Here is a 26,796-nt window from a genome sequence, read left to right on the forward strand (position 1 = left end):
GCAACGGCAAAGGCCGCAACCGTATCGGTTGCGGCCTTTGCCGTTGCCGGCCCGGATCTTACTTGCCGAGTGACAAGTGCGCCTGGCGCAGTACCTCTTGCACGTTGGGCTCGGGGATCACGCCATTCTCGTGTGCCCAGCCGGGTACCTGACGCTGGCCGAACCACGTGACTTCGAGTCGTCGGATGGCTCCGTTGAACCGATTGTTGGCCAGCCGGGACACCCAGTAGCCGGCGTCGATCACGGCGCGAGCCAGGAACGGCGGCAGCTGCAGGGGATTTCGGCGGCCGGCGTCGCGGAGCACGGAACCGGTGGTGGCGCCCTCCCACGGTTGCAGGATCACCGCTGGCAGGGGCTCTGGGAACTGGCCCACGGCCACAGCGAACTGAGCCAGCGCCTTGACCGAAGTGACCGGGGTGGGGGCGGTGCCGTCACCGGCAACCGATGAGAACACCGAAGATGCGAACTTGGCGAGCAAACGCGTGGTGCGTCGCCCGCTACCCATGACCGAGGTGGCTCGCAAGACCGTGAGCTGCGGTGCGTGGGCCTCGTTCTCCCACTCGGCGCGCAACCGGTAGAGCGCGGACTCACCGAGGGCCTTGGACAGTGAATAGGCGGAGAACGGCGCCGTGCGAATGGATTCGTCCAACACGGGGGCGTCTCCCTGGACGGACGCCGAGCTGATATGAATCACGCGCCGCACGCCCGTGCGATGTGCCGCCAACGCGACCAGGACCGGCAGTAGCGCGTTGGCGCCGGTCAGCGACTGCTGGTGGGTCTGATCGGGCGCGGCCAGTCCAGCGGCGTTGACCACGATGTCAGCACCGGCGAAGGAATCGGCCAGGTAGTCGATGACCGACTCCAGCCGATGGGCGTGCTCGATCAGGTGATGCACGGTGGTGGCCGGAGAGGCCAACCGGGGCGTGGACACCGGGGTCACAGGAATGTTCTTGGTCTGCAGGGCAGTGGTGATGGCCGACCCCACAAAGCCCGTGGCTCCGAGTACTCGCCAGCTACTAGCTGTCACGGTGAATCTCCTCCCGACATTGGTTTCTTCATCGTACGGCAGCAATCCCGCGCTGACCGTGTCCGGGAGATTGTCAGCCGCGCGTTGATAGAATCCGTGAGTCCAACGGGGCCCGAGTTTGTAGGTCCCTCACAGTACTTTCCGCGGGAGCAACCATGACTCGAGCCAGTTCACATCCGGCGCAGAGCCAGCGCGTCAGCGTCGCGTGCGTGACGCAGGACCGTCCCCGCGACGTCGATCAGTTGATCACGGGCCTGCGGGCCCAGACGGATCCGATCGACAGCCTGTGTCTGGTCGATGCGGGTCGGACGGCCCTGGACGAGGCTCATCTTCGCGAGCTGATCGACGGCGCCTTCGAGCTGCGGTACCTGCGTACGGTGGCCAACCTGGGCGGAGCGGGCGGTTTCTCGCTCGCGATCCTCACCGCACTGTCCACCGGTGCGGACCAAGTGTGGCTCATGGATGACGACGCGCATCCGGAGGACGAGAACTGCCTGCGAACCTTGCGTCAAGCCGCCGCCGAACGGAATCTGGCCGTGGCGTCCCCGCTGATCGTGGCACCGCAGGATCACGGGACGCTGTCCTTCCCGTTCCGCCTCGAGGGAACCATCACGCACTCTCGAGCTGACATTGAATCTTTAGGGTTTATTCCGTCGTATGCCGCCTTCTTCAACGGCGCGCTCATGGATGAATCCGTGTTCTTCACCGTGGGGCTCCCAGACCTCAAGTTGTTCTTGCGCGGGGACGAAGTGGACTTCCTGGTGCGGCTGCGGAAATCGGGTCTGCCTTTCGGAACCGTGACCACCACGGCCGTGGCCCACCCGCCGGGTTGGGAAGAAGAGCAAGTGGTGATCCCCGGAAAGCTTCAGGTGCTCATCCCTCCGGGGCAGTTCAAGCAGCAGCATTTCTTCCGCAATCGCGGCTACGTGTCGTGGCGGTACAAACGCGTGGTCCAACTGACCGCGGACGCGATCGGCTACCCGGCGTACTACCTGCAGCGTAGAGATCTCAAGGGTCTGCGCACGTGGGCCGGTCGGTACGTGAACGGAATGCGGGGACGTGGTTTCGGTGGCCCTCGCTGAGCCCCTGAACCCCGCAGATTCTCCCGCGCCCTTCTCGCTGTTGGTACCCGTCTACCGGGGGGATTCCGCCCACCGGGTACGGCGAGCCATTGACTCCAACACTCATGAACAGACCCGCCCGCCTGCGCAGGTCGTCATCGTGCGCGATGGCCCCGTGCCGCAAGAGATCACGGACGAGCTGGACCGGATCAGCGCGGCGTCGGCGGTGCCTGTGGTGCGTGTGGAACTGGAACACAACGCGGGCCTGACCAACGCGCTGAACACGGGCCTGTTGTGGTGCTCCCACGACGTGGTGGCCCGCGCGGACGCTGACGATATTTCCTACCCCGATCGATTCGCCCGGCAACTTCCGCTCATCGAGGACGGCGCGGACCTGATCGGCGCCTCGATGCACGAGATCGGCGATGACGAGACCACCCCCTTGGCCCTGCGCCAGGCACCGGTGGGACACGAGGAAATCGCCGGTGTCGCGAAACGGCGCAATCCGATTTCTCATCCGTCCGTGGTGTTCCGTCGCAGTGCCGTGGAAGCGGTGGGCGGCTATGAACACGTGCCCATGGCCGAGGACTACTGGCTGTGGGCGCGAATGCTCCACGCGGGTGCCGATGTCCGCAACGTGTCGGAGCCGCTGGTCGGTTATCGGGTCTCGGCTGGCTCCTACGAACGGCGCGGGGGACCGCGCGTGTTTCTGGCCGAAATGGCGTTGCAATGGAAATTGCGCCGTTTGGGGTACGTGGGCTTCATACAATGGGCGACAAACGTGATCGTGCGGGGCGGGTACAGATTTGTACCGCTCAAGGTGCGGGAAACGGCCTACCGGTTCATGGTGGGCCACCGCAACAGCTAGTTCGCGTGCACGAAAGGACGTCAACGCGCATGGGGAACCCCCAATCCAATACCCCCTCGGCGGAGAAGCCGGTCGCGTGGCTGTGGATCCAGATGATTCTGGATTCCGCCGCGTGGATCGTTGCCATGTGTGTGGCGGTGCTTCTGCGCTACGAGATGAACGTCCAGTTCGTCTCCGTGGGCGGCCTGGTGATCACGTGCGCCGTGGCCGTTGCGTGCCAAATGGTGGTGGGTTTCTCCTTCGCGCTGTACAAGGGGCGCTATTCCTTCGGCAGTTTTGAGGAAGCCAAACTGCTGGTCGTGGTGACCGTGATCGTCACCGCCATCCTGGAGGTCGTCCTCCTGGTCTTCGGCGTGGCCATGGGAATCCCGCGCTCCATCGGCTTCATTGCGTTCCCGTTCGCGTGTTTGTTCATGGCGGCCTTCCGCTATCTCAAGCGCATGTACCAGGAATCCACGGCCAAGCCCGGAGCCGAGGCCCAACACGTGGTGGTCTTCGGCGCCGGTTACCTGGGCACGTTCCTGGTCCACCGCATGATGCAGGACCCCTCGTCGGAGTTCCTGCCGGTCGCGCTTATCGATGACGATCCCGCCAAGAAGCACCTGCGCATTTCGTCCGTTCCCGTGATGGGCACCCTGCACGACGTCGCTCACGTCCTGGAAGCCACGCGATCGGCCGTTCTGATCGTGGCCATTTCCGACGTCGAGCCGCGTCTGATGCGCCGCGTGTCCGACGCCGTGGCCGGCACCAACACGCGCGTGATGACCGTGCCGCCCATCACCGACATGTTGACCGCGAACAAGCAGAGCGTGGACCTTCGCGATATCGCCATGGAGGATCTGATCGGGCGGCGCCCGGTGGACATTCACGTGGATGCGATCGCCGGTTACGTCACGGGTAAACGAGTCCTGGTCACGGGTGCGGGCGGGTCCATCGGCTCCGAGCTGTGCCGACAGCTCGTGGGCTTCGAACCCGCGGAACTGATCATGCTGGACCGCGACGAAACCGGTCTGCAGTCCACCCAGATCTCGATCACCGGGCGCGGCCTGCTGGACGGTAACGACACCGTTCTCGCGGACATCCGGGACACGGAGTCGCTCGAGCACATTTTCGAAAAACGGCAACCGGAAGTCGTGTTCCACGCAGCCGCGCTCAAACACGTTTCGCTGTTGGAGCAGTTCCCGGACGAGGCGTGGAAGACCAATGTGATGGGCACCCTCAACGTGCTCAGTGCGTCGGCCAATGTGGGCGTGGACGTGTTCGTGAACGTCTCCACGGACAAGGCCGCCAATCCCACCACTGCGCTGGGACACTCCAAGCGCGTGGCCGAGAAACTCACCGCGTGGATGGCGGGCCAGACCGGCAAACGCTATGCCTCCGTGCGGTTCGGCAACGTGTTCGGCTCGCGCGGTTCCATGCTCCCGTTGTTTGCGGAGCAGATCCGCCAGGGCGGGCCCATCACGGTGACCCACGCGGATGCCACCCGCTACTTCATGACCATCCCGGAGGCCTGCCAGCTGGTGATCCAGGCCGGTGCCATCGCCAGCGGGGGAGAGGTCCTCATCCTGGACATGGGCGAACCCGTCAGGATCCTGGATATCGCCGAACGGTTGCGGGCCATGTCCGGCCGTGAGGACGTGGAAATCGTGATCACCGGTCTGCGCCACGGAGAGAAGCTCCACGAAGACCTGATTGGTGCGGGCGAGAGCGACGAACGTCCGCTGCACCCCAAGATCTCCCACGCGAGGGCCGAACGTCTGGATCCGGCGCACCTGGACCGGCACGTCTGGAAGGTGCGCGGCGGCATGCTGTTCACCGGTTCCATCCCCGTCATCACGGACAGCACCCAGCCCCGTATCACCGATTTTTCCGTCCCCCGAGCCAGAGAACATCAGAAGCCATCCCCCCACGCAGAACGTCACGGGGGAGACCGCTCATGACAGCACCCATCATCACCACCGCACCGTCCGTGTTGTCCCGCGTGGAAGGCCCGGGTGCCATTCCGCAGGCCGACACGCTGGAACACCTGTTCACTCTCGCGCTCTGGCTCGGCGGTGGGGCGTTCCTCATCTCCGTGTTGCTGCCGTTCGTGATCAAGCCCCTGCTGGCTCGGTGGGGAGTCATCGACATCCCCTCGGACAGGTCTTCACACGACCGTCCGGTCATTCGTGGCATGGGACTGGCCGTCGCTGTGGCCATCGTGGTCATGTATGCGCTGGCCCTCGCACTGGGCGTGGTCGAAGTGGACCGCTCGGTCTCCTTGATCGTGCTGGCCATGATCGTGGCCAGTGCAGCCCTCGGTTGGCTCGAGGATTACCGCGGGGTTTCCGTGGGAACGCGACTCGGGGTGCAGCTGTTGATCGGTGCGCTGGGTACGGGCGCCCTGATCGTGTCTCTGGGGATCGCCGTGTGGTGGTGGCCGGTGGGCGTGATCGCCACGGTCGCCTACATCAACATTGCCAACTTCATGGACGGCATCAACGGCATCTCCGGTATGCACGGCACCGCCGTGGGACTGTTCTACGCCTGGGCCGGTGCCGCGAACGACATGACCTGGATGATGTGCGCCGGCCTGATCGTTGCCGGCGCCTTCGCAGGCTTCTTGCCGTGGAACCTGAGTCGAGGCACCGTCTTCCTGGGCGACGTCGGCTCCTATGTCCTCGGCGGCAGCCTGGTCGCGATCGCGATCGGCGCTTTCCTGTCCGGCGTGTATGTGGAGTACTTGCTGCCCCCGCTCGTGATCTACCTGGCGGACACCACGGTGACCCTCATCAAGCGCGTCCAACGTGGTGAGATTTGGTACAAACCGCACCGCGAGCACGTGTATCAGCGCCTCACGGACGTGGGGCTGTCCCACGTCCAGTCCTCGTTGGTCGTGACGGTGGCCACGATCCTGGTCAGCTTGATTGCCTTGTGGGGTGTGCGCGCCGACGGCGCCGGGTCGGTTCTCGCGGGCCTGGCCACCGCCGCTGTGGTCGTGTTGTACCTGTGCCTGCCGCGCGTGTTGCGACCGCTGGCTCGGCGACGTCGGGCCGTGGATTCATGAGCGCGGCGGACCCCGTGTCGGATTCTGCAGTGAATCCGGCGCCAGCGGTGGCCCCATTGGAGGCCTACGGGCGACCGGTTCTGATTCTGAGCGTCACATCCATACTTCTTGCTGTGATTCTCATCACCTGTGCAGCGATGATCGGGTTCGATTCGCTGTGGCGTTCCATTGCTGTGGGAGTTGGACTGGTGACGTTGAGTACCGGTCTCACCGTGTTCGTGTCCGCATTTATGTACCGGGTAGCTCCGGCAGCAACCGCTCCTGCACTGGCCATGTTGTACCTCCTGAAGGTCGTGGTCATGGGTTGGTATTTGTTGTCGGTGGGAGCCCCCGAGTGGTTGCACTCCTTGGGCTTCGCCATCACGGTGGCCGCGGGCCTGGTCCTGTCCTGGTTGGTGTTGGCACCCGTGGCCATGCGTGCAAGCAACGTCTTGGCCAGTGATTACGCGGCCGTGGTGCGCGCCAAGGAAGCCCGGGAAGCCGCTGAGGCTGAGGACGAGGCGGCCACTATCCTTGAAGAAAACCCATCAGAACCGACCGAAGGGGGAGGCGATGACCGAGCGTGAGCGCGATTTCTCCAACTCGCCAGAACATGACGGGCGGCGTGTCGGACCAGCGACAACGGGTTCAAAATCCGAAGACACGCTCAGCACCGCGGGAGAGCTCGTCCAGCGGGGTGGGCTGGCCGGTGGGCTGACCATGTTGCTGTACTTAGTGGTCGGTGGAGCCTTCTGGAGTTTGGTAGGCTGGGGCGCGGATCACCTGCTGGGAACAGGGTGGTTGGTGATCGTGGGAGCCGTCATTGGTGCGGCTGCCGGGATCTATCTTGGTTACCTCCACATGCGGGAGGGCCTGAACTCCAGTTCGACCCCGATGGAGAACCCGACAAAGACATCGTCGTCTGATCAGGGCCCCACGCCCCGAGTGTGACCGGTCTGGATACCGCAGAAAGGACCCGTATTGAACCCCGCCTTGAGGATTCCGGCCGAATTTGTGGCCCCGTCAGTTGAGGACGCGCACCTGCCTCCCTTCTTCACCGTGGGCACACTTGAAGTCGGCAAGCATTCTTTGTTGATCCTGTTGTCGGTGGTTCTCATCGCAGGGTTCTTCATGTACGTGGTCCGCCGCCGCGCCCTGGTCCCCTCCAAGGGTCAGTACCTGGGCGAAATGGGATACGGCTTCGTCCGTAATCACCTGGGCCGCGACATCATCGGCGAGAAGGAATTCCGCCCGTACGTCCCGCTGCTCTTCACCTTCTTCTTCTTCATTCTGGTCAACAACCTGTTCGGCTCCATTCCGGTGCTGCAGCTTCCGACCTTCTCCCACCCGGGCACCGCCTATGTCTTCGCGGCCGTCGCCTACGTCGTGTGGGTCTTCGTGGGCATCAAGCGCCACGGTTTCGGTGGGTTCTTCGTCAAGATGACCATGCCGCCGGATGTTCCCAAGGTCCTCTACATCGTTCTGATCCCGCTCGAGTTCCTTTCGAACATGATCATCCGCCCCGTCACGCACGCACTTCGTGTGTTCGCCACGATGTTCGCCGGCCACATGGCCATCATGGTTGCCGCCGGCTTCACCGCGTACCTCGCCACCGGCGTGGGTGGCGCACTCGGTATCGGCGGATCCGTCTTCGGCGTGATCCTGGGCCTCTTCATTTACTTCCTGGAGGTTCTGATTCAGATCCTGCAGGCCTACATCTTCACCCTGCTGTTTGCCGTGTATGTACAGGGCTCACTGCAGGAGGGGCACTGACCCCACGAAGCAGCGGTCCACTCGGACTGCTGATGTGACCATCGTCCATTTACGATTCCAGTAATGGCATCACTGCCCGACACGGGCACCCAGAAAGGAAATATCCATAATGGAAGGTTCGCTTAGCGTCATTGGCTACGGTCTCGCTGCCATCGGTGGTGGCATCGGTGTGGGTTTGATCTTCGCTGCTTACATGCAGGCAGTTGCTCGCCAGCCCGAGTCCCAGCGCGTGATTCAGCCGATGCTGTTCATGGGCTTCGCCGTGGTCGAGGCACTGGCCATCCTGGGCTTCGTGCTCGCACTCCTCTAAGAGCGGTACGTCCGCACTTAGCCCTTAACTAGAGAACAGGAATCGCGCACATGACCGCAATGTTGTTGGCAGCAGAAGAAGGGGCCAGCCCCCTTCTCCCCAACGTCTGGGAAATGCTGATCACTTTCATTGGGTTCCTGATTCTGCTTTTCATCGCGATCAAGTTCATCGCTCCGGCATTCGAGAAGGTCTACCGTGACCGCACCGAAGCCATCGAAGGTGGACTTGCCAAGGCCAAGGCCGCTCAGGCAGAGGCCAAGGCCGCTCGCGACGAGTACAACCAGCAGCTTGAGAGCGCCCGCCTCGAAGCCCAGAAGATTCGTGAGGAAGCCCGCACCGAGGGCGAGAAGATCCTCGCGGACTTCAAGGATCGCGCCAACGTCGAATCCGCTCGGATCACGGAGAACGCACACAAGGCCATTGAGGCCGAGCGTGCCGCCGCAGTGGTTTCCTTGCGCGACGAGGTCGGTACCTTGGCAACACAGCTCGCTTCCAAGATCGTCGGGGAATCCCTGAACGACGACGCTCGTGCAAACCGCGTGGTCGATCGCTTCCTGGCCGATCTTGAGACCGAGCAGGGTCGCACAGGAGCTGCACGGTAATGGCAGAAGCATCGAACGAACCATATCGTCCCCTCACAGTGGACATTGATCGCTGGGCTTCGGAAGCAAACGTCGAAACGGCTAAGCAGCTGTTCGGCATGCTCGACGTCATCGACGGCAACGGCGCTCTGCGCCGGGCGCTGACGGATCCGTCACGCGCTGCCGACGATCGTGTCAAGCTCGTACACAAGCTCTTCGGGGAGCGGACCCACAAGTCCGACACCGTGGAGGCTGTGTCCGGGTTTGTGCACCGACTGATGGGCAACGAGGAACACGATCCCGCTATCGAGATCGTGTCCGAGCTTGTGAAGCAGCGCTCCGCCAACGAGCGACAGCTCGGTGATGGCATTGAACGAACCGCAGTGATGATGGCAGCAGCGTCTGCCGAGAACCGCGGTGGGCTCAATGCCATGGAATCCCTGGTGGATGAACTGATTCAGTTCAAGAACACCGTGGATCACTCCGAGGAGATCCAGGGTGCCTTCGCCGATTCGCGCGCCAGCCCGGAAGCCAAGGCACAGCTCGCATCCCGACTGATGCCCAATGCATCTGAAGAGGGCAAGCTGTTGACTCAGCGTGCCGTCAGCGAGCCCCGTGGAGCTCTGCCCGGTCGTTTGATCGAGCGCTTCGCAGAGATCGTGGCCGATCGTCAGCAACGCTGGATCGCCCGAATCGTGACGTCTCGTCCACTGAGCCACGAACAGCTGGAGAAGCTGCGTCAGAGCCTCAACGCTCTGTACAAGCGCGATCTCAAGCTGGCCGTGGAGGTGGACCGTTCACTGATCGGCGGCTTGCGAGTCCAGGTCGGTGAAGAAGTCATCGACGGGTCTGTGACCCATCGTCTGGATCAGTTGCAGCAGCGAATCGGAGCCTGATCCCCTGGTGGAGCGGGGATCGCGGGGAGTCGGTCGATGCCGGCATCTCGTCGCGTTGCCTCCACCGGCCGTTGACACGGTCAGCAGGCGATGGGGCAACGCATCGCGACAAAAAGAAGTTAGGTCATTGCGCGGGCGATGATCACGAAACGTAGAGAGCAGGGACAGCAGATGGCCGATGTGACCATCAATGCCGACGAAGTCCGTAGTGCGCTGAACGAGTTCGCGGCGTCCTACGAACCCGGCAATGCAGAACGAGTAGAAGTCGGACGTGTCGCCAGCGCCGCTGACGGTATCGCCCGTGTCGAGGGTCTTCCCTCGGTCATGGCCAACGAGCTTCTGAAGTTCGAGAACGGGGTTCTGGGCTTGGCCTTGAACCTTGACACTCGCGACATCGGTGTCGTGGTGTTGGGCGACTTCCAGGGCATCGAAGAGGGCCAGGAAGTTCACCGTACCGGTGAGGTTCTGTCCGTACCGGTGGGCGAGGGTTACCTCGGCCGCGTGGTGGACCCCCTGGGCGAGCCGCTGGACGATCTGGGACCGGTGGCAACCGACGGTCGTCGCGAGCTGGAGCTGCAGGCTCCGGGCGTGACCATGCGTAAGTCGGTTCACGAACCGCTGCAGACCGGTATCAAGGCCATCGACGCCATGATTCCGATCGGCCGTGGCCAGCGTCAGCTGATCATTGGTGACCGCCAGACCGGTAAGACCGCCATCGCCGTGGACGCAATCCTGAACCAGCGTTCCAACTGGGAGTCCGGTGACGTCGACAAGCAGGTGCGTTGCATTTACGTGGCCATCGGCCAGAAGGCATCCACCATTGCTTCCGTGCGCCAGACCCTCGAGGACAACGGCGCTCTGGAGTACACCACCATTGTGGCTGCTCCGGCTTCCGAGTCCGCCGGTCTGAAGTACCTGGCCCCGTACGCGGGTTCCGCTATTGGTCAGCACTGGATGTACAACGGCAAGCACGTTCTGATCGTTTTTGACGATCTCTCCAAGCAGGCTGAGGCCTACCGTGCCGTGTCACTGTTGCTGCGTCGCCCGCCGGGACGTGAAGCGTACCCGGGTGACGTCTTCTACCTGCACTCCCGTTTGCTGGAGCGTTGTGCCAAGCTCTCCGACGAGCTCGGTGCCGGTTCGATGACCGGTCTGCCGATCATCGAGACCAAGGCGAACGACGTCTCCGCGTTCATTCCGACCAACGTGATTTCGATTACCGACGGTCAGATCTTCCTGCAGTCGGACCTGTTCAACGCGAACCAGCGCCCCGCAGTGGACGTGGGTATTTCCGTGTCCCGCGTGGGTGGTGCCGCACAGGTCAAGGCCATGAAGAAGGTTTCCGGTACGTTGAAGCTGGATCTGGCGTCCTACCGCTCCATGCAGGCGTTCGCGATGTTTGCGTCCGACTTGGACGCGGCATCCCGCCAGCAGCTGACCCGCGGTGAGCGTCTGATGGAACTGCTCAAGCAGCCCCAGTACACGCCGTACCCCGTGGCGGACCAGGTCGTCTCCATCTGGGCCGGTACTACCGGTCAGCTGGACGACGTCGATGTCGCCAACGTGAACGACTTCGAGAAGGCCCTGATCGAACAGGTCCGTCGAACCACCAACGTGATGGACTCCATCGAATCCACGGGCAAGCTCGAGGACGACGCGATCGAGGCGCTGAAGACGGCTGTTGCCGAGGTCAAGCGCGACTTCCGCGGTTCGAAGCACGGTATTGAACCCGGTCACGAGGAGCATGACTCCCTCGAGACCGAGGATGTCAACCAGGAAAAGATCGTCAGGAAGTAACCGAGTCAGCGGTGTGCCGTTACCGGCACACCGCTACGGTGCCGAAAGGAAGTTTCATGGGAGCGCAGATTCGGGTCTACCGACAGAAGATCACGTCTACCTCGTCAATGAAGAAGATCTTCAAGGCGATGGAGATGATCGCGACTTCGCGCATCAACAAATCCCGTCAGAGCCTCGAAGCGGCGTACCCGTACGCCAATGCGCTGACCCGTGCGGTCTCCCAGATCGCGTCTCAGCACAACATTTCCCACCCGTTGACCTCGACCGTGGACGACGTTCGTCGTTCTGCGGTGGTGATCTTCACGTCCGACCGCGGTTTGGCCGGCTCCTACTCCTCCAACGTGCTCAAGCGCGCGGAGGGTTTGCTGGAGATGCTGAACTCGGAGGGCCGCGAGGTTCGGGTCTATCTGGTGGGTCGTAAAGCCAAGGCGTACTTCGATTTTCGTCGCCGCGATTACGACGAGTTCTGGACGGGCGACACCGACAACGCCAACCCCGAGCGTGCTGAGGAACTGACCGAGCGTCTGCTCGGCGACATCAGCGCAAGCTACGACGACGGTGGCGTGGACGAGATCCACCTGGTGTACACGGCGTTCAAGTCCATGGTGACTCAGGAGCCGCGCGTGCTCCGCCTGCTTCCTCTCGAGGTCGTTGACGCCAATGACCTCGGGGACGAAGTGTCCGAGGATTACCAGGATCTCGAGGAGACGAACAACAACTTCGAGTTCGAACCGAACCCGGAGGAGTTCCTCAACGAGATCCTGCCGCGCTACATCAAGTCTCGTATCTACTCGACCCTGTGCCACGCGGCCTCCAGCGAGCTGGCTTCCCGCCAGCGCGCCATGAAGGCCGCCGGCGACAACGCGGATGAGCTCATCAAGAAGTACACCCGTTTGATGAACAACGCCCGCCAGGCCGAGATCACCACCGAGCTGACCGAAATCGTCAGTGGCGCCGAAGCCCTCTGATCAGGGCTCAGCCACTACCCACCGCCGAAATGAAGTGAGAGAAATGACTGCCACTATCAATGAACAGGCCGCTCAGCCGGTCTCGGGCGGCGCGACCGGCCGAGTCGCCCGAGTGATCGGCCCTGTGGTCGACGTCGAGTTCCCTGAGAACCAGGTTCCCGGTGTCTACAACGCGTTGACCGCCGACTACGAGTTCAACGGTGAACCTCGCAAGATCACTTTCGAGGTCGCACAGCACCTGGGCGACAACATGGTTCGCGCCATCTCCCTGCAGCAGACCGACGGTCTGGTGCGCGGTACCCAGGTCAAGGACTCCGGCGCACCGATCTCCGTGCCCGTTGGCGACGTGGTCAAGGGCCACATCTTCAACGTGCTGGGTGACTCACTGGATCTGCCCATCGAAGAGCTGGATGTCCAGGACCGCTGGCCCATTCACCGCAAGGCGCCGTCCTTCGCGGAGCTCGAGGGCTCCACGGAAATGATGGAAACCGGCATCAAGTCCATCGACCTTCTGACCCCCTACATCAAGGGCGGTAAGATCGGTCTGTTCGGTGGCGCGGGTGTGGGCAAGACCGTGCTGATCCAGGAAATGATCACCCGTGTGGCCCGTAACTTCGGCGGTACGTCCGTGTTCGCCGGTGTGGGCGAGCGTACCCGTGAGGGTAACGACCTGTGGGTCGAGATGGAAGAAGCCGGCGTGCTCAAGGACACCGCCTTGGTGTTCGGCCAGATGGACGAGCCGCCTGGAACTCGTTTGCGCGTGGCCCTGTCCGGCCTGACCATGGCGGAGTACTTCCGCGATGTTCAGAACCAGGACGTGCTGCTGTTCATCGACAACATCTTCCGCTTCACGCAGGCCGGCTCCGAGGTCTCGACCCTGTTGGGTCGAATCCCCTCTGCCGTGGGCTACCAGCCCACCCTGTCGGACGAGATGGGTGTGCTCCAGGAGCGCATTACCTCGACCCGCGGTCACTCGATTACGTCGATGCAGGCTATTTACGTGCCCGCGGATGACTACACCGACCCGGCTCCGGCCACCACCTTCGCTCACTTGGACGCCACCACCGAGCTGTCCCGTGAAATCGCGTCGCGTGGTCTGTACCCGGCTATCGACCCGCTGTCCTCGACCTCCCGCATCCTGGACCCGCAGTACGTGGGTCAGGCCCACTACGACGTCGCAACGCGCGTCAAGGGCATCCTGCAGGAGAACAAGGAACTCCAGGACATCATTGCCATCCTGGGTGTCGAAGAACTCTCCGAAGAGCAGAAGGTCGTGGTGTCCCGCGCCCGTCGCATCGAGCAGTTCCTGTCCCAGAACACCTACACCGCTAAGCAGTTCACCGGTGTGGAAGGCTCCACGGTTCCCCTCGAGGAGACCATCGAAGCCTTCGGCAAGATCTGTGACGGCGAGCTGGACCACGTTCCGGAACAGGCGTTCTACAACGTGGGTGGCCTCGATGACGTCATGCAGCGCTGGGACGAGATCAAGTCCCAGACCGGCGAGAAGTAATCATGGCTGAGCTCATCGTTGAGGTCGTTGCCCTGGACCGCAAGATCTGGGCAGGTACCGCGAAGATGGTTCGTGTTCGCACCACGGAGGGTGACATTGGCATCCTCCCCGGGCACGAGTCCGTTGCGGGACTGCTCAAGCCGGGCGAGTTCGCTGTCGAGCGCGTGGACGGCGGCCGTCTGAGCGGTCACATTGATTCGGGATTCATCTCGGTCGACAGCAATCGCGTGACGGTTGTCGCGGACGAGGTCAATTTCGACGGACAGTCCGAGTCCGAGTAGTTAGTTCGTAGCTAGAACCGTGCATCGTGGCCCCCGTACCTTTTGGGTACGGGGGCTCGTGCAGTCTTTGAGCGTGGTCTCGACCGCGTGATCTGGAGGACCCATGGAAGAGAAGATCGAGGTTCACGGACCCACCAAGGTGTCCGGTGTGCTCCCGGTATCGGGGGCCAAGAACAGTGTGCTCAAGTTGATGGCTGCTACCTTGCTGGCATCGGGGGAGTCGACCATCACGAACGTCCCTGAAATCCAGGACGTCACCATCATGGCGGAGCTGTTGCGTCGGTTGGGGTGCACGGTTCGTTATGACCCGGCACAGCAGACCGTGGATATCGATGTTCCCGAGGTCCTAGGACACCAGGCTGATTACGATCTGGTTCGTGCGATGCGCGCCTCCATCTCCGTCTTGGGTCCCCTGGTTGCTCGCTGTCATCGCGCGGAAGTCGCTCTTCCGGGCGGTGACGCCATTGGCTCACGCGGGCTTGACATGCACCGCGCCGGGCTCGAGGCCATGGGCGCGAAACTGAGCATCGAGAAGGGCTTCCTGCGAGCCTCCGTAGCGGACAACCTGCACGGCACCACCTATCACCTGGACTACCCGTCGGTGGGTGCCACGGAGAACCTGATGATGGCCGCCGCACTGGCGGACGGTGTCACCGTGCTGGAGAACGCAGCACGGGAACCGGAGATCGTGGACATCGGTCGCATGATGCAGGCCATGGGTGCCCACATCGACGGACTGGGTACCAGCACCATCACGATCGAGGGCGCCCACAAGTTGCATCCGGTGACCCACCGCACCGTTCCGGACCGCATCGTGGCCGGCACGTGGGCCTTCGCCGCTGCCGTTACGGGTGGCCGGGTCGAGATCGTAGGTGCCGAGCCGGCGCACCTGACGATGGTTTTGGAAAAGCTGCGCGGTGCTGGCTGCACCATCGACACGTCGCAGGGACGTTTCATCGTTCAGGGCCCCGAACGTCCCACGGCGATCAACGTGTCCACACTGCCTTATCCCGGGTTCCCCACGGATCTGCAGCCCTTCGTCGTTGCCCTGAACGCCGTGGCGGAGGGCTCGGGTATGGTCACGGAAAACGTCTTCGAGGCCCGCTGGGGCTTCACCGCAGAGTTGGAGCGGCTGGGTGCCCGGGTCCGATTGGACGGCCACCACGCCCGCGTGGACGGGCTTCCGGCGGAACAGTTGTCCGGCGCTCCGGTCGAGGCCAAGGACATTCGCGCGGGCGCCGCCCTGGCGATCGTCGGGATGGCCGCCACTGGTGTCACGGAAGTCTCCGGCGTGGAACACATCGATCGTGGCTACGAGCACTTCGTGGACCGACTCTCCAACGCTGGAGCCAAGGTTCAGCGGCGCATTGTGGGCGGTCTGTTCTAAATAACCCGCTGGAGTCTCAGTAGTGCTCGATCGGGGACCTGAGCTACACGCGCCCCGGCCCCGTGAGCCCGAGAGCGAGAGCCTGCGTTCTCCGCTTCTAACCCGGCCTTGCGCCCGGTGGTCGAAGCCGACAAACACAAAACCCCGCATCCACCTGGATGCGGGGTTTTGTTCGGGGTGAAACTATCAGATGACAGTCACGCCGGTAGCCTGGGGGCCCTTCTGGCCCTGACCGATTTCGAACTCGACGCGCTGGTTCTCTTCGAGAGTGCGGAATCCACCGGTCTGGATTTCGCTGTAGTGAACGAAAACGTCACCCTCAGCGTCGTCCGGGGTAATGAAGCCGAAGCCTTTTTCTGCGTTGAACCACTTAACGGTGCCCTGAGCCATAATGGGGCGCTCCTTCTGGAGTAAATAAATTCGTGTACTTGTTGTTGTACACCTGAACAGGTACCGCGAGAAGGCTGTGGATGCGGCTCACTAGATGTTGCGCCACAGCGCCAGTCAGAACTTCACGCTCGCTACCATTCCTGCGAGCATGTAAAACATGAAGCGAAGAACGGTACTAGCTTCACACACCCGGCGAGCAAGGTCAACAGCAGTCAGTCTGCTGATCACAAAAGTCGCTGGCCATTCACAGGTTGTTTACCTACCCACCGGTAACCATCGTGCCTAGAAGAGCCGCGATTGGGTGTCCACGTTGCCGCGCATTTCCTCGTAGTCCAAGGTCACACATTCAATGCCCCGGTCGTGAGCCAGGGTGCGGGCCTGCGGTTTGATCTGTTGGGCAGCGAAGACACCGCGCACCGGACGCAGCAGGGGATCGCGGTTGAGCAGTTCGAGATAGCGGGTGAGTTGCTCCACGCCGTCGATGTCGCCGCGGCGTTTGAGCTCCACCGCCACGCTGGCGCCGGAACCGTCGCGGGCGAGGATGTCCACCGGCCCGATGGCCGTGGGATACTCCCGGCGCACCAGGGAGAAATCGTCGCCGAGCAGTGTGATTTGTTCGGCCAGCAATCGCTGCAGATCGGCCTCCACGCCGTCCTTGATGAGACCGGGATCAACCCCCAGGTCGTGGCCGATGTCATCGTGGATCTCGTAGATGTCGATCAGCAGGCGGTCGTCGGACTTGGCCGCCTGCACGATCCAGGATTCGCGCACACCCTCCTCGATCTGCTCGGGCGTCGGCTCGCCCACGTGCAGTTTGGCGGGCGGGCTCATCCAGTTCAACGGCTTGTAGGAACCGCCGTCGGAATGCACCAGCACGGACCCGTCCGCCTTGAGCATGAGCAGGCGTCGGGCCAGGGGTAGGAGGGCGTTGAGGCGGCCTTCGTACCGCACAGAACAGTCAGCTATTACCAATCGCACCGGGCAAGCCTATCGCCCCGGGGACCGCGGCGCGCACCCGGGTGCGTACGACGTCGCTCGGCCGCTGTCATGGGGTTTCGCGCCGCACATGCCAAGCCGGTGCACTGGAGGCACTGAGGCTGTGGTGTGGGTGATCGGCGCATGAGGTGGGGCTACCCCGGGACCGGGCCGAGCGGCGTCGTCGGCGTGGGGTCGCTAGCGCGCGTCCTGGCGCGGGACGAAGACTTCCCGAACCAGGAGGAGGCCGGCGGCGGCCGTGGGGATGGCGATGACCGCGCCCAGGATTCCCCACAGGGCACCGCCTGCGGCCACGGCGATCACGGCCACTGCACCCGGGACCGCCACGGCGCGTTTCATGATGCGGGGCGAGACGAAGTACGCCTCGATCTGAAGGTAGGCGAAATAGCACAGGGCGAACGGAAGCACCGTGTCCCAGCCGCCCAGGATGGCGAAGAGAGTGACCAGGATGCCCGCGAGCACCCCGCCCACCAGGGGGATGAACGCGAGCACCGCAACGAACAGCACGAGCAGCGTGGCGTAGGGGACACCCGTGACCGTCATCAGGATGAAGGCCACGGAGGCGTTGATGACGGCAACGCACGCCTGGCCGACCACGTAGTTGCCCACGCCATTGATCATTTGGTCACCGAGCCGCTGGACCCGCGCGCGGCGGCTGGCCGGCGCCAACCGGTAGCCCCAGGCCTTGGCCATGGGAAGGGAGAAGAGGAAGTACAAGGACAGGGCCATCACGATGATCGTCCCCGTGACCGCGTTGATCACCACACCACCCACGCTCACGACCGAGCCGAACATACCGCCCAGCAGATCTTGGTTGGTGGAGAGCTGGGTCTGCCACGAGGCCACGGTCTGTTCGAAAGTGGCGGCAATGTTGAAGCGCTCGTCCAAAGCTTCGAAGAACGAGGACCCCATGAACTGGTTGACCAGCTGGGGAATGGTGCCCATGAACTGTTGGGCCTGATTCACCATGCGGGGCACGACCAACACGATGAATGCCGTCATGGCCAGGGCTAATGCGAGGATGACGGCGGAGACCGCCAAGGGTCGAGGTAGTCCGCGGGCTTCGAGCCAGCGCACAATGGGATCCAACCCCAGCGCAATGAAGGCCGCGGTGACCACCCAACCGGCCAGACTGCCCACGTTGGTCAGAACATAGAAACCGAGCAGGGCGATTCCGACGCCCAGGGTCAGGAAGAAACCGGTCTGAACCGGATGGCCTCCGGCGAACAGTCCTTTGTCCCACGGGGCGCGGCGAGGTGCCGGGGCGGCACCGGGAGTGATACCCGGTTCCGGGGGCACATCGAATCGATGGCGCGACGGACGGAATCTTTGGGAAGACTTCTCCGGCGGCAAAGGTGGTGTGGTCACGCCGGAAGCGTACAACGCACGCCTGTATTGGGGCAGTCGTGGCGCGCGTGGCGATAATGGCTGTAGTGAACGCAGAACGCGGTCCGACAACGACTCATTCGAGTCGATGGGCCCGGACACGCGAGGACGAGACTCCGAAGGAGATCGAGCATGAGTGAATTCCCGCAGCAATCAGGCCAGCAGCGCCAGCCCGAGGCGCAGGAGCAAGCCGTGCCGGCGTCCGTGCGCGGAGCCATGGATCTCGGCACCATGCAGACCGGGGGAGCGGCAGGCCCCGGGGCGGCGCCGTCGGCCGGTGGTGGCGAGGGTGCCAGCTACCGCGTGAGCATCACCGCGCAGGATTTTCAGAAGTACGCCGAGCAGTCGGCGACCGTGCCCGTGGTTGTGGCCCTGTACGCGCCGCAGAGCCCCGAATCCGAGACCTTCGTGGAAACCCTGGCGCAGCTGGTGGACAGCTACCAGGGCAAGTTGTTGCTGGGCACCGTGGACGCGTCCAAGGAACAACAGGTCGCGCAGGTGTTCCAGGCCCAGACCGTTCCCACGGTCGTGGCCATGCTGGGCGGTCAGGCCGTGCCCCTCGTGAATTCGACTGTTCCCGCGGAGCAGATGCGGCAGCTTTTCGACGAGTTGCTCACGTTGGCCGCGCAGAACGGGGTGACCGGAACCGCCGAACCTACCACTGCTGCGACACCCAAGCAGTTGCCTCCGCTGCACCAGGAAGCCCTCGACAAGCTCGAAGCCGGCGATCTGGACGGCGCGGAGGCAAGCTACAACCAGGCTCTGGCCGAGAACCCGGGCGACAAGGATGCCAAACTGGCCCTGGCCCAGGTGCACCTGCTCCAGCGCGTCAGCGCCATGGACGCCAACGCCGTACGACAGGCTGCGGCCGACGACCAGCAGAACATCCAAGCGGCGCTGGACGTGGCCGATCTGGACGTGTCCGGTGGCCACGTGGAGGATGCGTTCCGTCGCTTGTTGCAGCTGGTACGGACGACCTTCGGCGATGACAAGGACACCGTGCGTGAACGCCTGGTGGAACTGTTCGACGTGGTCGGTTCCGAGGACCCGCGCGTCACGACCGCTCGTGGGCAGCTGATGCGGGCGTTGTTCTAAGCTCAGCCGCGACGACCTGAGTGCCATCAGGGTGATCGCCAGAACGAGGGCCTGTACTTAGGTACGGGCCCTCGTTCTCTTTCGACAAGATGTACGGGAGCGCGACCCGGGTGGGCTTCTGTCACGCCACGGGATGACACGGCAGGCCTCGAAATCACACCGGCGGGGGATGTGTGTCACACGAGTGGTTCATAGGCTGGAGGCATGAGCATCCACGCGCACAGTTCCAGGCCCGCGGAGCAACCTCCGCAACCACTCGCACCGAACCCAGCACTTCTGATCCAAGACCTGACCAAGGTGTACGGCCACCCCGGCCCCGGGGCGCGGCCGGCTGCGGATCGGGTCAATCTCCACGTTCCTCGTGGTTCGTTCTACGGGCTCGTAGGACGTAACGGCGCGGGTAAGACCACCACACTGTCCATGGCCACCGGCCTCTTGCGGCCCACCGCAGGCAAGGTCTGGGTGGGAGGCGGCAGCCAGGACCAACCCGTAGATGTCTGGGCGGACTCCGTCGCCGCCAAGCGGCGCATGGGTGTGCTGCCGGACGGAACCCACTTGTTTGACCGACTGACCGGTCGCCAGCTCGTGACCTACTCGGGCCTGCTGCGTGGTATGGATCGCGAACTGGTCAAGGATCGCACGGAGGATCTCATCCGCGCGATGGATCTTCAGGACGCCGCGGGCAAGCAGGTCCAGGACTACTCGGCCGGTATGACCAAGAAGATCGCGCTCGCGGCGGCCATGATTCACGCACCGGCATTGCTCGTGCTGGACGAACCCTTCGAATCGGTGGACCCGGTCTCCGCCGCCAATATCCGTGCCATCCTGCATCAGTACACCCAGGCCGGCGGCACCGTGGTGGTATCGAGTCACGTGATGGACCTGGTCCAGCGCATGTGTGATCACGTGGCGGTCATGGACAACGGTCGGGTCCTCGCGCAGGGCACGGTCGATGAAGTACGCGGTGAGATGTCCCTCGAGGATCGCTTCGTCGATCTCGTGGGCGGCCGCACGGACGCGGGGGAGGGCCTGTCATGGCTTCGACCCGAGTGAATTCACCAGAAACCACCGAGAACTCCGGCGCTCCCTGGGCGGACCCGTCCTCGCAGGGCACGGTTGATGTAGCCCCCGAGTCACTGCGACCCACCGGCCCCTCCGGTCCGTCGACGCACGCGCGTTCCATTGGTCCGCTCACCGAGGGCCTGCGCCTGGCAGCGCTGAAATGGCACCTGCTGATCAACACCCTCACGCGCAGCACATGGATCCTGGTCGGCACCATTCTGGGCGCCCTGTACATGCTGTTCATCGTGGGATCATTCGGCTCTGGACTGTTCATGGTGGCCAACGAGTCGCCGGAAGTGATCCGCACCGTGGCCGTCTTCTTCGGCACGGTGTTGCTCCTGGGATGGTGGATCATCCCTGTTGTGAGTTCCAAGGCGGATTCCAGCCTGGATCCGTCGCGACTGGCGCTGTTCCCGCTGCGTATTTCCGGAATTCAGATCGGTCAGATCCTGGGGGCCGTGATCGGCATCCCGGGTATCGCAACGCTCCTGATCACGGCGGCGTGGATTACCTCGTGGCGTGCATCGGGTCTTGCTCTGGCCGTCGCTCTTCCGTGCGCACTACTGGGGTTGTTGTTGGCGTTCACCGGGTCCCGGGCCGTCACCGCCCTGTCCGCAAACTTCAACAAGCAGCGCCGCGCCGGTGAAATCATCTCGATCGTCCTGCTGGGCCTCGTGGTGTTGCTGGGTCCGCTGTTCGCGCTGATCGGTCGCGGTATCGACCAGGTGTGGGAACAGCTCCCGACCTGGGCAGGGTACCTCGCCTGGACGCCCTTGGGTGCCGCGTGGGCCATTCCCGCCGACGTCGCTGACGGCCAGTGGGTCACGGCGCTCGCACGATTGGCCATCTCCTTGGCCACGCTCGTGCTGCTCGCTGTCGTCTGGCGGGTTGCTCTGCGCCGCGCGCTGTCGGATGCCACCGGCGACGCCGCCCGGTCCGGTTCCAAGTCGGTGTCCGGGGTGGGCCTGTTCGGCCGACTGCCCGCCACTGGATGGGGCGCCGTGATGGCTCGTTGCCTGACCTACTGGTTCAAGGACCCCCGATACTCGGCCACGTTGTTGATCCTTCCGGCCATGGCCGCGGCCTTCTGGTTCATCAGCGGGGATGGAACCGGACCCATCTGGGCACTGGCGTGTTTCGTCGCGCTGCTCATGGCGTACTCGATTTCCGCGGATGTGGGCTATGACAACACCGCCTTCACATTGCATCTCCTGGCACCGGTCAAGGGAAGCGACGATCGCCTGGGCAGGGCGCTGGCCATGTTCTGCATCGCCGTGCCGTTCCTAATCGCGATGCTGGCGCTGACCATGATCCGCACGGGCGGCTGGGCCTACCTACCCGGCATGATCGGCATTTGTGCCGCCCTGCTGTTGGCCGGCGCCGGGGTGGTGTCGGTCATGTCCGCCCGGTACACGTACCCCGTGCCACCCCCGGGTGCTTCCCCGATGAAGACCCCGCAGGGTTACACGTTGCTCAACGTGATCATTCAGTTTGTCATCCTGGCAGCCGTGGCGCTCATGGCGCTTCCCCCGGTGATCCTGGTGATCGTCCAGGTGGTGTCCGGCGAGGCCATGTGGGGCTGGCTCGCGTTGGCCGTGGGCGTCGTGGAAGGCCTGGGGATCTTCTGGCTGGGCATCGTGCTCGGCGGCAAGTGGCTGGACCGCCGCGGTCCGGAGCTGCTGCAGGAGGTGGCGCAGTACCGGTAGCGAGGCTGATGGTCGGATTGCTCACACCGGCCCTTTCGCACCGTGCTTCCGTAACCTGCCTCCAAGGCGCCGTTCCCTAACGGTCGCCGGGCAAACAGCACCCGCAACGCCTCAGCGTCCAGAGTTCTTTCAGAGCCTGGGCGCTGAGTCGTGTCCGGACCCGGGGGTAGACTGTCGGCCATGGAGAACACCGCAGCATCGATGAGCACTGGCACCACCGTTGAGCACCGCTCCACGGTGACCAACGGCCTGTTCGGCCGCAAGCCGGACACCGTGGGAGGCACCTCCACCATTGAGCGCGAGGACACGCGTCAGCTGCAGGAACCCGGCGATCACGAACGGTTCTCCCACTACGTGCGCAAAGAAAAGATCATGGAATCTGCGCTGTCCGGTGAACCCGTGATCGCCCTGTGCGGCAAGGTGTGGTTGCCCGGTCGCGATCCCCAGAAGTTCCCCGTCTGCCCCGCGTGCAAGGAGATTTATCAGGGTCTCCGCCCGGGCAAGGACGACTCGGACAACAACAACTAAGCACCAAGAGCACTCAGCATCAAGCACAGAATTCGTTGCGCGGGCCCATCGGTCGCGTGACCGGCGGCGCCCGCGCTCGCGGGCGCCTTGTGCTGTGCGGGACCACGCGGCGTCGTCGCGCCCGGAGAACCGCGCGGTACGTACGCGGAGAGGACGAGCACTACGTGTCTGAAGGCGATCAACTAGACCTGTTCGGAGCGGCGGCGGACCTGCCGCCGGCATACCCGGATCGCGCGGCGTGGGGTACGGCGCCCAAGCTGCGTGCGTGGCAGGCGGAGGCCATCCGACGCTACGAGGAAGCCCAGCCGCGAGATTTCATGGCGGTCGCAACGCCGGGAGCCGGTAAGACGACCTTCGCGTTGACGGTGGCCAAGAAACTCCACGATTCGGGCAAGATCCAGCGCATCACCGTGGTCACCCCCACCGAGCACCTCAAGCGCCAGTGGGCCGACGCCGCCGCGCGCGTGGGACTCGCACTGGACCCCAATTTCAAGAACGCGGACGGCAGCCACGGCTCCGCCTACATGGGGGCCGCCGTGACCTACGCGCAGGTGGCCAACAAACCCCTGTTGCATCGGGCGCGCACCGAGGCCGGGCGCACCCTGGTGATCATGGACGAGATTCACCACGCCGGCGACGCCCTGTCCTGGGGCGACGGTCTGCGCGAAGCGTTCGAACCCGCCGCGCGTCGTCTGGCGCTGACCGGTACCCCGTTCCGTTCCGACACCTCGCCCATCCCGTTCGTGACCTATGCGGAGGACCGGGAAGGAATCCGCCGTTCCACCGCTGATTACACCTACGGCTACGGGGACGCGCTCAAGGACCACGTGGTGCGCCCGGTGATTTTCATGGCGTACTCGGGGCAAATGCGCTGGCGCACCTCCGCCGGTGAGGAAATGGCCGCCCAGCTGGGGGAGGGGTTCACCAAGGACATCACCTCGCAGGCGTGGCGCACAGCGCTGGATCCCAACGGACACTGGATCCCGTCCGTCCTGCAGGCCGCGGATCAACGGTTGACCCAGGTCCGCCGCACGGTACCGGATGCCGGTGGGCTGGTGATCGCGACCGACCATGAGGACGCCAAGGCGTACGCCGAGCAGCTCACCCTCATCACCGGCCGGCGGCCCACCGTGGTGCTCTCCGACGACAAGACCGCGTCGAACAAGATCGACGAGTTCTCGGAATCGGAAGAGCGGTGGATGGTGGCCGTGCGCATGGTGTCCGAGGGCGTGGACGTCCCTCGGTTGGCGGTGGGCGTGTACGCGACGTCGACCTCCACCCCGCTGTTCTTCGCGCAGGCCGTTGGCCGTTTCGTGCGCGCGCGAAAACGCGGCGAGACGGCGTCCGTGTTCCTGCCCTCCGTCCCAGCTCTCATGGGGCTCGCCAACTCCATGGAGGAGGAGCGCGACCACGCGCTCGACAAACCCAAGAACATGCCCGGCGTGGTTGATTTCGATCAACCCATGGAGAGCGGCTGGGACGACGACCTGCTGGAGGAAGCCAACCGCGAGGAGAAAGCGTCGAGCTCCTTGGCCCAAGGCAACTTCGAGGCCCTGGATTCCGATGCTTCGTTCCACGGCGTACTCTTCGACGGCGGCGCGTTCGGTGGCGGCGTGGCCGTGGGCTCCGAGGAGGAGGCCGATTTCCTGGGCATCCCGGGACTGCTCGACGCCGAGCAGGTCTCCACTTTGCTGCGCGAACGGCAGACCCGCCATGCCCAGCGGCGCTCCGGCGACGCACCGGCGGAACCGCCCGCGCCCGCGGTGCCGGATCACCGTCGACTGAAAGAACTGCGATCCCAACTGTCCAAGAACGTGTCCGCGTGGTCCGCGCGCACCGGAACTCCGCACGGCATCATCCACAATCAATTGCGTGAGAAGTGCGGTGGCCCGGCGGTCGCTCAGGCGAGCGAGGATCAAATCACAGCACGGTTAGCCCTGCTGCAACGGTGGTTCATCGGACGGAAGTAATTGTCCCGGTGTCCCTCTCGGGCACCGAACGGACCGACCACGACAATGGCTCCGAACCTGATGGTTCGGAGCCATTGTCCTGTGGTCACCGGGGGCCTAATGCTTCAGGCTCAGTGCGGGTCAGGGCACCTCAGTCGAGGTCCTCGACCACCGCGACACCGGCGTCCGCGAGTTCCGCGGTGGCGCCCTCGCCGGACTCCTTGGCCACGGGAGCGGTCAGCGGGAGCAACACCCGGGTCTCGTAGCCGGCGTCCACGGCGTCCTTCGCTGTGGCCTGCACGCAGTAGTCGAGGGCGAGCCCCACGACGTCCACGGCTTCGATGTCGTGCTCCTGAAGCCAGTCGTCCAGGTTGATCCGTTCCTCATCGGCGTCCTCGGGGTCCTCACCCATGGGGACGTCCACGTCCGGTGCGGACAGGCCTTCGAAACCGGAGTAGGCGGCGTCGTAGGCACCCTTGCGGAAGAATTCCGTGACGTAGTCGGTGTCGAAGTTCGAGTGGGTCTCGGCTCCTTCGGTCTCGGCCACGCAGTGCACCGGCCAGCTGGACACGAAGTCCGGGTCGTCACTGAAATGAGATCCCGGATCGATGTGCCAGTCCTGCGTCGCGGCGACCACCTGGTAATCGGTGTGGTGGTCCTCCAGGAATTCCGAGATCTGTGCGGCGACCGCGGCGCCGCCGGTCACGGCCAGGCTGCCGCCCTCACAGAAGTCGTTCTGAACGTCAACGATGATGAGTGCTGTGCGCACGGGTGCCTCCTTGATCAGTGTGCGGTTCCGGGTTCGATGACCGTGGGGATCACAGGTTCACCCTCGGACAATCGGCGGGCGGCGCGGGGAAGTTCGGCCATGGATTGTGCGTGGCGCTCGCGGGCACGTTCCACGGCCTGGGCACCCACGTAGCCGTCGCGTAGTTCACCGCCGGTCACGTAGTCGACCAGCAGCTCGCGGTCGTCGCCGTCATCGGTGGGTTCGTGGGAAATCCCCACGATTTCCTGGGTGGCCACGCCCGCATCATTACGACGGCGCAGCGCAAACTTCTCGCCGCCCACCGAGGCCTTACCCGACGACGCCTTGGCCACGGGTTCCATGGTTCCCGAGGTTCCCTCACGAGCCACGAGCTTGTAGACCATGGACGACGTGGGGGCACCGGAGCCTGTGACCAGGCGCGTTCCCACGCCGTAGGAATCCACGGGGGCCGCACGCAACGCGGCGATCGCGTATTCATCCAGGTCACTCGTCACGGTGATCTTGGTGTTCGTGTTACCGAGCATGTCCAACAGGGAACGCACTGCGGAGGCCTGGGTGACCAGATCTCCGGAATCCAGGCGCACGCCACCCAGATCCGGGCCGGCAATGTCCACCGCCAGCCTCACGGCGTTCTCCACGTCATAGGTGTCCACGAGCAGGGTGGTGCCGATACCCAGCGCATCGATCTGTGCGCGGAAGGCTTGTTCTTCCGTGTCGTGCAACAGCGTGAACGAGTGGGCCGCAGTGCCCACGGTCTTCACTCCGTAGCGATAACCGGCTTCCAGATTGGAGGTCGAGGCGAACCCTGCAATGACGGCCGCGCGAGCTGCTGCCACGGCGGCTTCTTCGTGCGCACGGCGGGATCCCATTTCGATGCACGGACGATCACCGGCCGCACCGATCATGCGGGATGCTGCGGACGCCACGGCGGAATCGAAATTGAGCACGGAGAGAATGTAGGTCTCGAGAACACAGGCCTCTGCAAAGGAGGATTCGACCGTCAGCAGCGGTGAATGAGGGAAGTACACCTCACCCTCCGCGTAACCGCGGATCTGACCGGTGAAGCGGAAATTCTCGAGGTACTCGATGGTCTTCTGATCCACCACGTTGGTGTCCCGCAAGAACCGCAACTGATCCTCGGAGAAACGGAACTTCTCGAGCCCTTCCAACACTCGACCCACCCCGGCGAACACACCGTAACGGCGGCCATTGGGAAGGCGGCGGGCAAACACCTCGAACACGCTGCGTCGCGAGGCCGTACCCGCTCGCAATGCGGCCTGGAGCATGGTGAGCTCGTAGTGGTCCGTCATGAGGGAGGTCGGACTGGGTTCCCATGGGTAGCTGCGCTCATTCACGCTCCCAGCCTAATGGGATCGGCTCACTGCGCACATCCGCGGCTGACGGATACGATGGGCACACCATGATTTTCAC

26 protein-coding genes are annotated in these 26,796 nt (G+C 63.8%); 20 read left to right on the forward strand and 6 right to left on the reverse strand.

All coding sequences use genetic code 11. From position 1 onward, the window contains the following. Positions 1–58: 58 nt before the first annotated feature. Positions 59–1,027 (reverse strand): NAD-dependent epimerase/dehydratase family protein, encoded by a 969-nt coding sequence (locus EWV37_RS12205; RefSeq protein WP_129701884.1) that lies wholly within the window; start codon positions 1,025–1,027, stop codon positions 59–61. A gap of 155 nt (positions 1,028–1,182) precedes the next feature. Between EWV37_RS12205 and EWV37_RS12210 the strand changes: the two genes are divergently transcribed. The 15 genes from EWV37_RS12210 to murA all read left to right on the forward strand — a co-directional run bounded on the left by EWV37_RS12210 (position 1,183) and on the right by murA (position 15,484). Further along, positions 1,183–2,109, forward strand: coding sequence for a glycosyltransferase (locus EWV37_RS12210; RefSeq protein ID WP_129701886.1), 927 nt, complete (start codon positions 1,183–1,185; stop codon positions 2,107–2,109). After that, positions 2,087–2,956, forward strand: a complete 870-nt coding sequence (locus tag EWV37_RS12215) for a glycosyltransferase (protein WP_129701887.1) — start codon at positions 2,087–2,089, stop codon at positions 2,954–2,956. The genes EWV37_RS12210 and EWV37_RS12215 overlap by 23 nt, the downstream gene beginning before the upstream one ends. A gap of 29 nt (positions 2,957–2,985) precedes the next feature. Next, complete coding sequence (locus EWV37_RS12220) at positions 2,986–4,896, forward strand: polysaccharide biosynthesis protein (RefSeq protein ID WP_129701889.1); 1,911 nt, start codon at positions 2,986–2,988, stop codon at positions 4,894–4,896. After that, positions 4,893–6,002, forward strand: coding sequence for an MraY family glycosyltransferase (locus tag EWV37_RS12225; protein WP_129701891.1), 1,110 nt, complete (start codon positions 4,893–4,895; stop codon positions 6,000–6,002). Before EWV37_RS12220 ends, EWV37_RS12225 begins: the two co-directional genes overlap by 4 nt. Positions 6,003–6,115: 113 nt before the next feature. Next, on the forward strand, positions 6,116–6,568 hold the full coding sequence (locus tag EWV37_RS12230) for a hypothetical protein (RefSeq protein ID WP_129701893.1): 453 nt from the start codon (positions 6,116–6,118) through the stop codon (positions 6,566–6,568). After that, on the forward strand, positions 6,555–6,932 hold the full coding sequence (locus EWV37_RS12235; RefSeq protein WP_129701894.1) for an AtpZ/AtpI family protein: 378 nt from the start codon (positions 6,555–6,557) through the stop codon (positions 6,930–6,932). The genes EWV37_RS12230 and EWV37_RS12235 overlap by 14 nt, the downstream gene beginning before the upstream one ends. Before the next feature lie 30 nt (positions 6,933–6,962). Then, positions 6,963–7,754, forward strand: a complete 792-nt coding sequence (gene atpB / locus EWV37_RS12240; protein WP_129701895.1) for a F0F1 ATP synthase subunit A — start codon at positions 6,963–6,965, stop codon at positions 7,752–7,754. Between the two features lie 109 nt (positions 7,755–7,863). After that, on the forward strand, positions 7,864–8,064 hold the full coding sequence (locus EWV37_RS12245; protein WP_016996283.1) for an ATP synthase F0 subunit C: 201 nt from the start codon (positions 7,864–7,866) through the stop codon (positions 8,062–8,064). A 50-nt stretch (positions 8,065–8,114) separates the two neighbouring features. After that, entirely contained in the window at positions 8,115–8,666 is a 552-nt protein-coding gene (locus EWV37_RS12250; RefSeq protein WP_016996282.1) for a F0F1 ATP synthase subunit B, read from the forward strand. After that, positions 8,666–9,541 carry an ATP synthase F1 subunit delta gene (gene atpH, locus EWV37_RS12255; RefSeq protein ID WP_129701896.1) on the forward strand — a complete coding sequence of 292 codons (876 nt, stop codon included), beginning with the start codon at positions 8,666–8,668 and terminating at the stop codon, positions 9,539–9,541. The genes EWV37_RS12250 and atpH overlap by 1 nt, the downstream gene beginning before the upstream one ends. 171 nt (positions 9,542–9,712) lie before the next feature. Beyond that, positions 9,713–11,338 (forward strand): F0F1 ATP synthase subunit alpha, encoded by a 1,626-nt coding sequence (atpA, locus tag EWV37_RS12260; protein ID WP_129701897.1) that lies wholly within the window; start codon positions 9,713–9,715, stop codon positions 11,336–11,338. Positions 11,339–11,394: 56 nt separating this feature from the next. Next, positions 11,395–12,306, forward strand: a complete 912-nt coding sequence (locus EWV37_RS12265; protein ID WP_095797347.1) for a F0F1 ATP synthase subunit gamma — start codon at positions 11,395–11,397, stop codon at positions 12,304–12,306. A gap of 43 nt (positions 12,307–12,349) precedes the next feature. After that, on the forward strand, positions 12,350–13,816 hold the full coding sequence (gene atpD, locus EWV37_RS12270) for a F0F1 ATP synthase subunit beta (protein ID WP_095797346.1): 1,467 nt from the start codon (positions 12,350–12,352) through the stop codon (positions 13,814–13,816). Between the two features lie 2 nt (positions 13,817–13,818). Next, positions 13,819–14,097 (forward strand): F0F1 ATP synthase subunit epsilon, encoded by a 279-nt coding sequence (locus EWV37_RS12275; RefSeq protein ID WP_095797345.1) that lies wholly within the window; start codon positions 13,819–13,821, stop codon positions 14,095–14,097. 103 nt (positions 14,098–14,200) lie between these two features. Beyond that, positions 14,201–15,484: a UDP-N-acetylglucosamine 1-carboxyvinyltransferase gene (murA, locus tag EWV37_RS12280; RefSeq protein ID WP_095797344.1), complete on the forward strand. Its 1,284-nt coding sequence runs from the start codon at positions 14,201–14,203 to the stop codon at positions 15,482–15,484. Positions 15,485–15,670: 186 nt separating this feature from the next. Here murA and EWV37_RS12285 read toward each other — a convergent pair whose 3' ends face one another. The 3 genes from EWV37_RS12285 to EWV37_RS12295 all read right to left on the reverse strand — a co-directional run bounded on the left by EWV37_RS12285 (position 15,671) and on the right by EWV37_RS12295 (position 18,238). Beyond that, a complete protein-coding gene (locus EWV37_RS12285; protein WP_095797343.1) occupies positions 15,671–15,874 on the reverse strand; it encodes a cold-shock protein in 204 nt (67 codons plus the stop codon). Positions 15,875–16,156: 282 nt separating this feature from the next. Next, a complete protein-coding gene (nucS, locus tag EWV37_RS12290) occupies positions 16,157–16,852 on the reverse strand; it encodes an endonuclease NucS (protein WP_095797342.1) in 696 nt (231 codons plus the stop codon). Between the two features lie 195 nt (positions 16,853–17,047). Further along, complete coding sequence (locus EWV37_RS12295; RefSeq protein WP_238663252.1) at positions 17,048–18,238, reverse strand: AI-2E family transporter; 1,191 nt, start codon at positions 18,236–18,238, stop codon at positions 17,048–17,050. Positions 18,239–18,388: 150 nt separating this feature from the next. On the opposite strand from EWV37_RS12295, the gene EWV37_RS12300 reads away from it, so the two are divergent. From EWV37_RS12300 to EWV37_RS12320, 5 genes are all read left to right on the forward strand, one after another. Then, complete coding sequence (locus EWV37_RS12300) at positions 18,389–19,351, forward strand: co-chaperone YbbN (protein WP_129701899.1); 963 nt, start codon at positions 18,389–18,391, stop codon at positions 19,349–19,351. 204 nt (positions 19,352–19,555) lie between these two features. Continuing rightward, a complete protein-coding gene (locus EWV37_RS12305) occupies positions 19,556–20,404 on the forward strand; it encodes an ABC transporter ATP-binding protein (RefSeq protein ID WP_129701900.1) in 849 nt (282 codons plus the stop codon). Next, complete coding sequence (locus EWV37_RS12310) at positions 20,386–22,119, forward strand: hypothetical protein (RefSeq protein WP_238663253.1); 1,734 nt, start codon at positions 20,386–20,388, stop codon at positions 22,117–22,119. Before EWV37_RS12305 ends, EWV37_RS12310 begins: the two co-directional genes overlap by 19 nt. Before the next feature lie 180 nt (positions 22,120–22,299). Continuing rightward, a complete protein-coding gene (locus tag EWV37_RS12315) occupies positions 22,300–22,647 on the forward strand; it encodes a DUF3039 domain-containing protein (RefSeq protein ID WP_371514613.1) in 348 nt (115 codons plus the stop codon). Positions 22,648–22,811: 164 nt separating this feature from the next. Further along, on the forward strand, positions 22,812–24,617 hold the full coding sequence (locus EWV37_RS12320; RefSeq protein WP_095797339.1) for a DEAD/DEAH box helicase: 1,806 nt from the start codon (positions 22,812–22,814) through the stop codon (positions 24,615–24,617). 130 nt (positions 24,618–24,747) lie between these two features. Here the strand turns inward: EWV37_RS12320 and EWV37_RS12325 are convergent, their stop codons facing one another. Both EWV37_RS12325 and EWV37_RS12330 read right to left on the reverse strand, forming a co-directional pair. Next, a complete protein-coding gene (locus tag EWV37_RS12325) occupies positions 24,748–25,365 on the reverse strand; it encodes an isochorismatase family protein (RefSeq protein ID WP_129701902.1) in 618 nt (205 codons plus the stop codon). Positions 25,366–25,379: 14 nt separating this feature from the next. Then, positions 25,380–26,720, reverse strand: a complete 1,341-nt coding sequence (locus EWV37_RS12330) for a nicotinate phosphoribosyltransferase (protein WP_129701904.1) — start codon at positions 26,718–26,720, stop codon at positions 25,380–25,382. Between the last annotated feature and the right edge of the window lie 76 nt (positions 26,721–26,796).

The organism is Kocuria carniphila, from assembly GCF_004136555.1.
In the GTDB taxonomy this organism is placed as follows: domain Bacteria; phylum Actinomycetota; class Actinomycetes; order Actinomycetales; family Micrococcaceae; genus Kocuria; species Kocuria carniphila.

Bases quoted from the DNA above. Each gene is read 5' to 3' on its own strand.
- EWV37_RS12210 (WP_129701886.1), top strand. From the start codon at position 1,183: ATGACTCGAGCCAGTTCACATCCGGCGCAGAGCCAGCGCGTCAGCGTC.
- EWV37_RS12220 (WP_129701889.1), top strand. From the start codon at position 2,986: ATGGGGAACCCCCAATCCAATACCCCCTCGGCGGAGAAGCCGGTCGCG.
- EWV37_RS12225 (WP_129701891.1), top strand. From the start codon at position 4,893: ATGACAGCACCCATCATCACCACCGCACCGTCCGTGTTGTCCCGCGTG.
- EWV37_RS12235 (WP_129701894.1), top strand. From the start codon at position 6,555: ATGACCGAGCGTGAGCGCGATTTCTCCAACTCGCCAGAACATGACGGG.
- EWV37_RS12245 (WP_016996283.1), top strand. From the start codon at position 7,864: ATGGAAGGTTCGCTTAGCGTCATTGGCTACGGTCTCGCTGCCATCGGT.
- EWV37_RS12250 (WP_016996282.1), top strand. From the start codon at position 8,115: ATGACCGCAATGTTGTTGGCAGCAGAAGAAGGGGCCAGCCCCCTTCTC.
- atpH (WP_129701896.1), top strand. From the start codon at position 8,666: ATGGCAGAAGCATCGAACGAACCATATCGTCCCCTCACAGTGGACATT.
- atpA (WP_129701897.1), top strand. From the start codon at position 9,713: ATGGCCGATGTGACCATCAATGCCGACGAAGTCCGTAGTGCGCTGAAC.
- EWV37_RS12265 (WP_095797347.1), top strand. From the start codon at position 11,395: ATGGGAGCGCAGATTCGGGTCTACCGACAGAAGATCACGTCTACCTCG.
- atpD (WP_095797346.1), top strand. From the start codon at position 12,350: ATGACTGCCACTATCAATGAACAGGCCGCTCAGCCGGTCTCGGGCGGC.
- EWV37_RS12275 (WP_095797345.1), top strand. From the start codon at position 13,819: ATGGCTGAGCTCATCGTTGAGGTCGTTGCCCTGGACCGCAAGATCTGG.
- murA (WP_095797344.1), top strand. From the start codon at position 14,201: ATGGAAGAGAAGATCGAGGTTCACGGACCCACCAAGGTGTCCGGTGTG.
- EWV37_RS12285 (WP_095797343.1), bottom strand. From the start codon at position 15,874: ATGGCTCAGGGCACCGTTAAGTGGTTCAACGCAGAAAAAGGCTTCGGC.
- EWV37_RS12300 (WP_129701899.1), top strand. From the start codon at position 18,389: ATGAGTGAATTCCCGCAGCAATCAGGCCAGCAGCGCCAGCCCGAGGCG.
- EWV37_RS12305 (WP_129701900.1), top strand. From the start codon at position 19,556: ATGAGCATCCACGCGCACAGTTCCAGGCCCGCGGAGCAACCTCCGCAA.
- EWV37_RS12310 (WP_238663253.1), top strand. From the start codon at position 20,386: ATGGCTTCGACCCGAGTGAATTCACCAGAAACCACCGAGAACTCCGGC.
- EWV37_RS12315 (WP_371514613.1), top strand. From the start codon at position 22,300: ATGGAGAACACCGCAGCATCGATGAGCACTGGCACCACCGTTGAGCAC.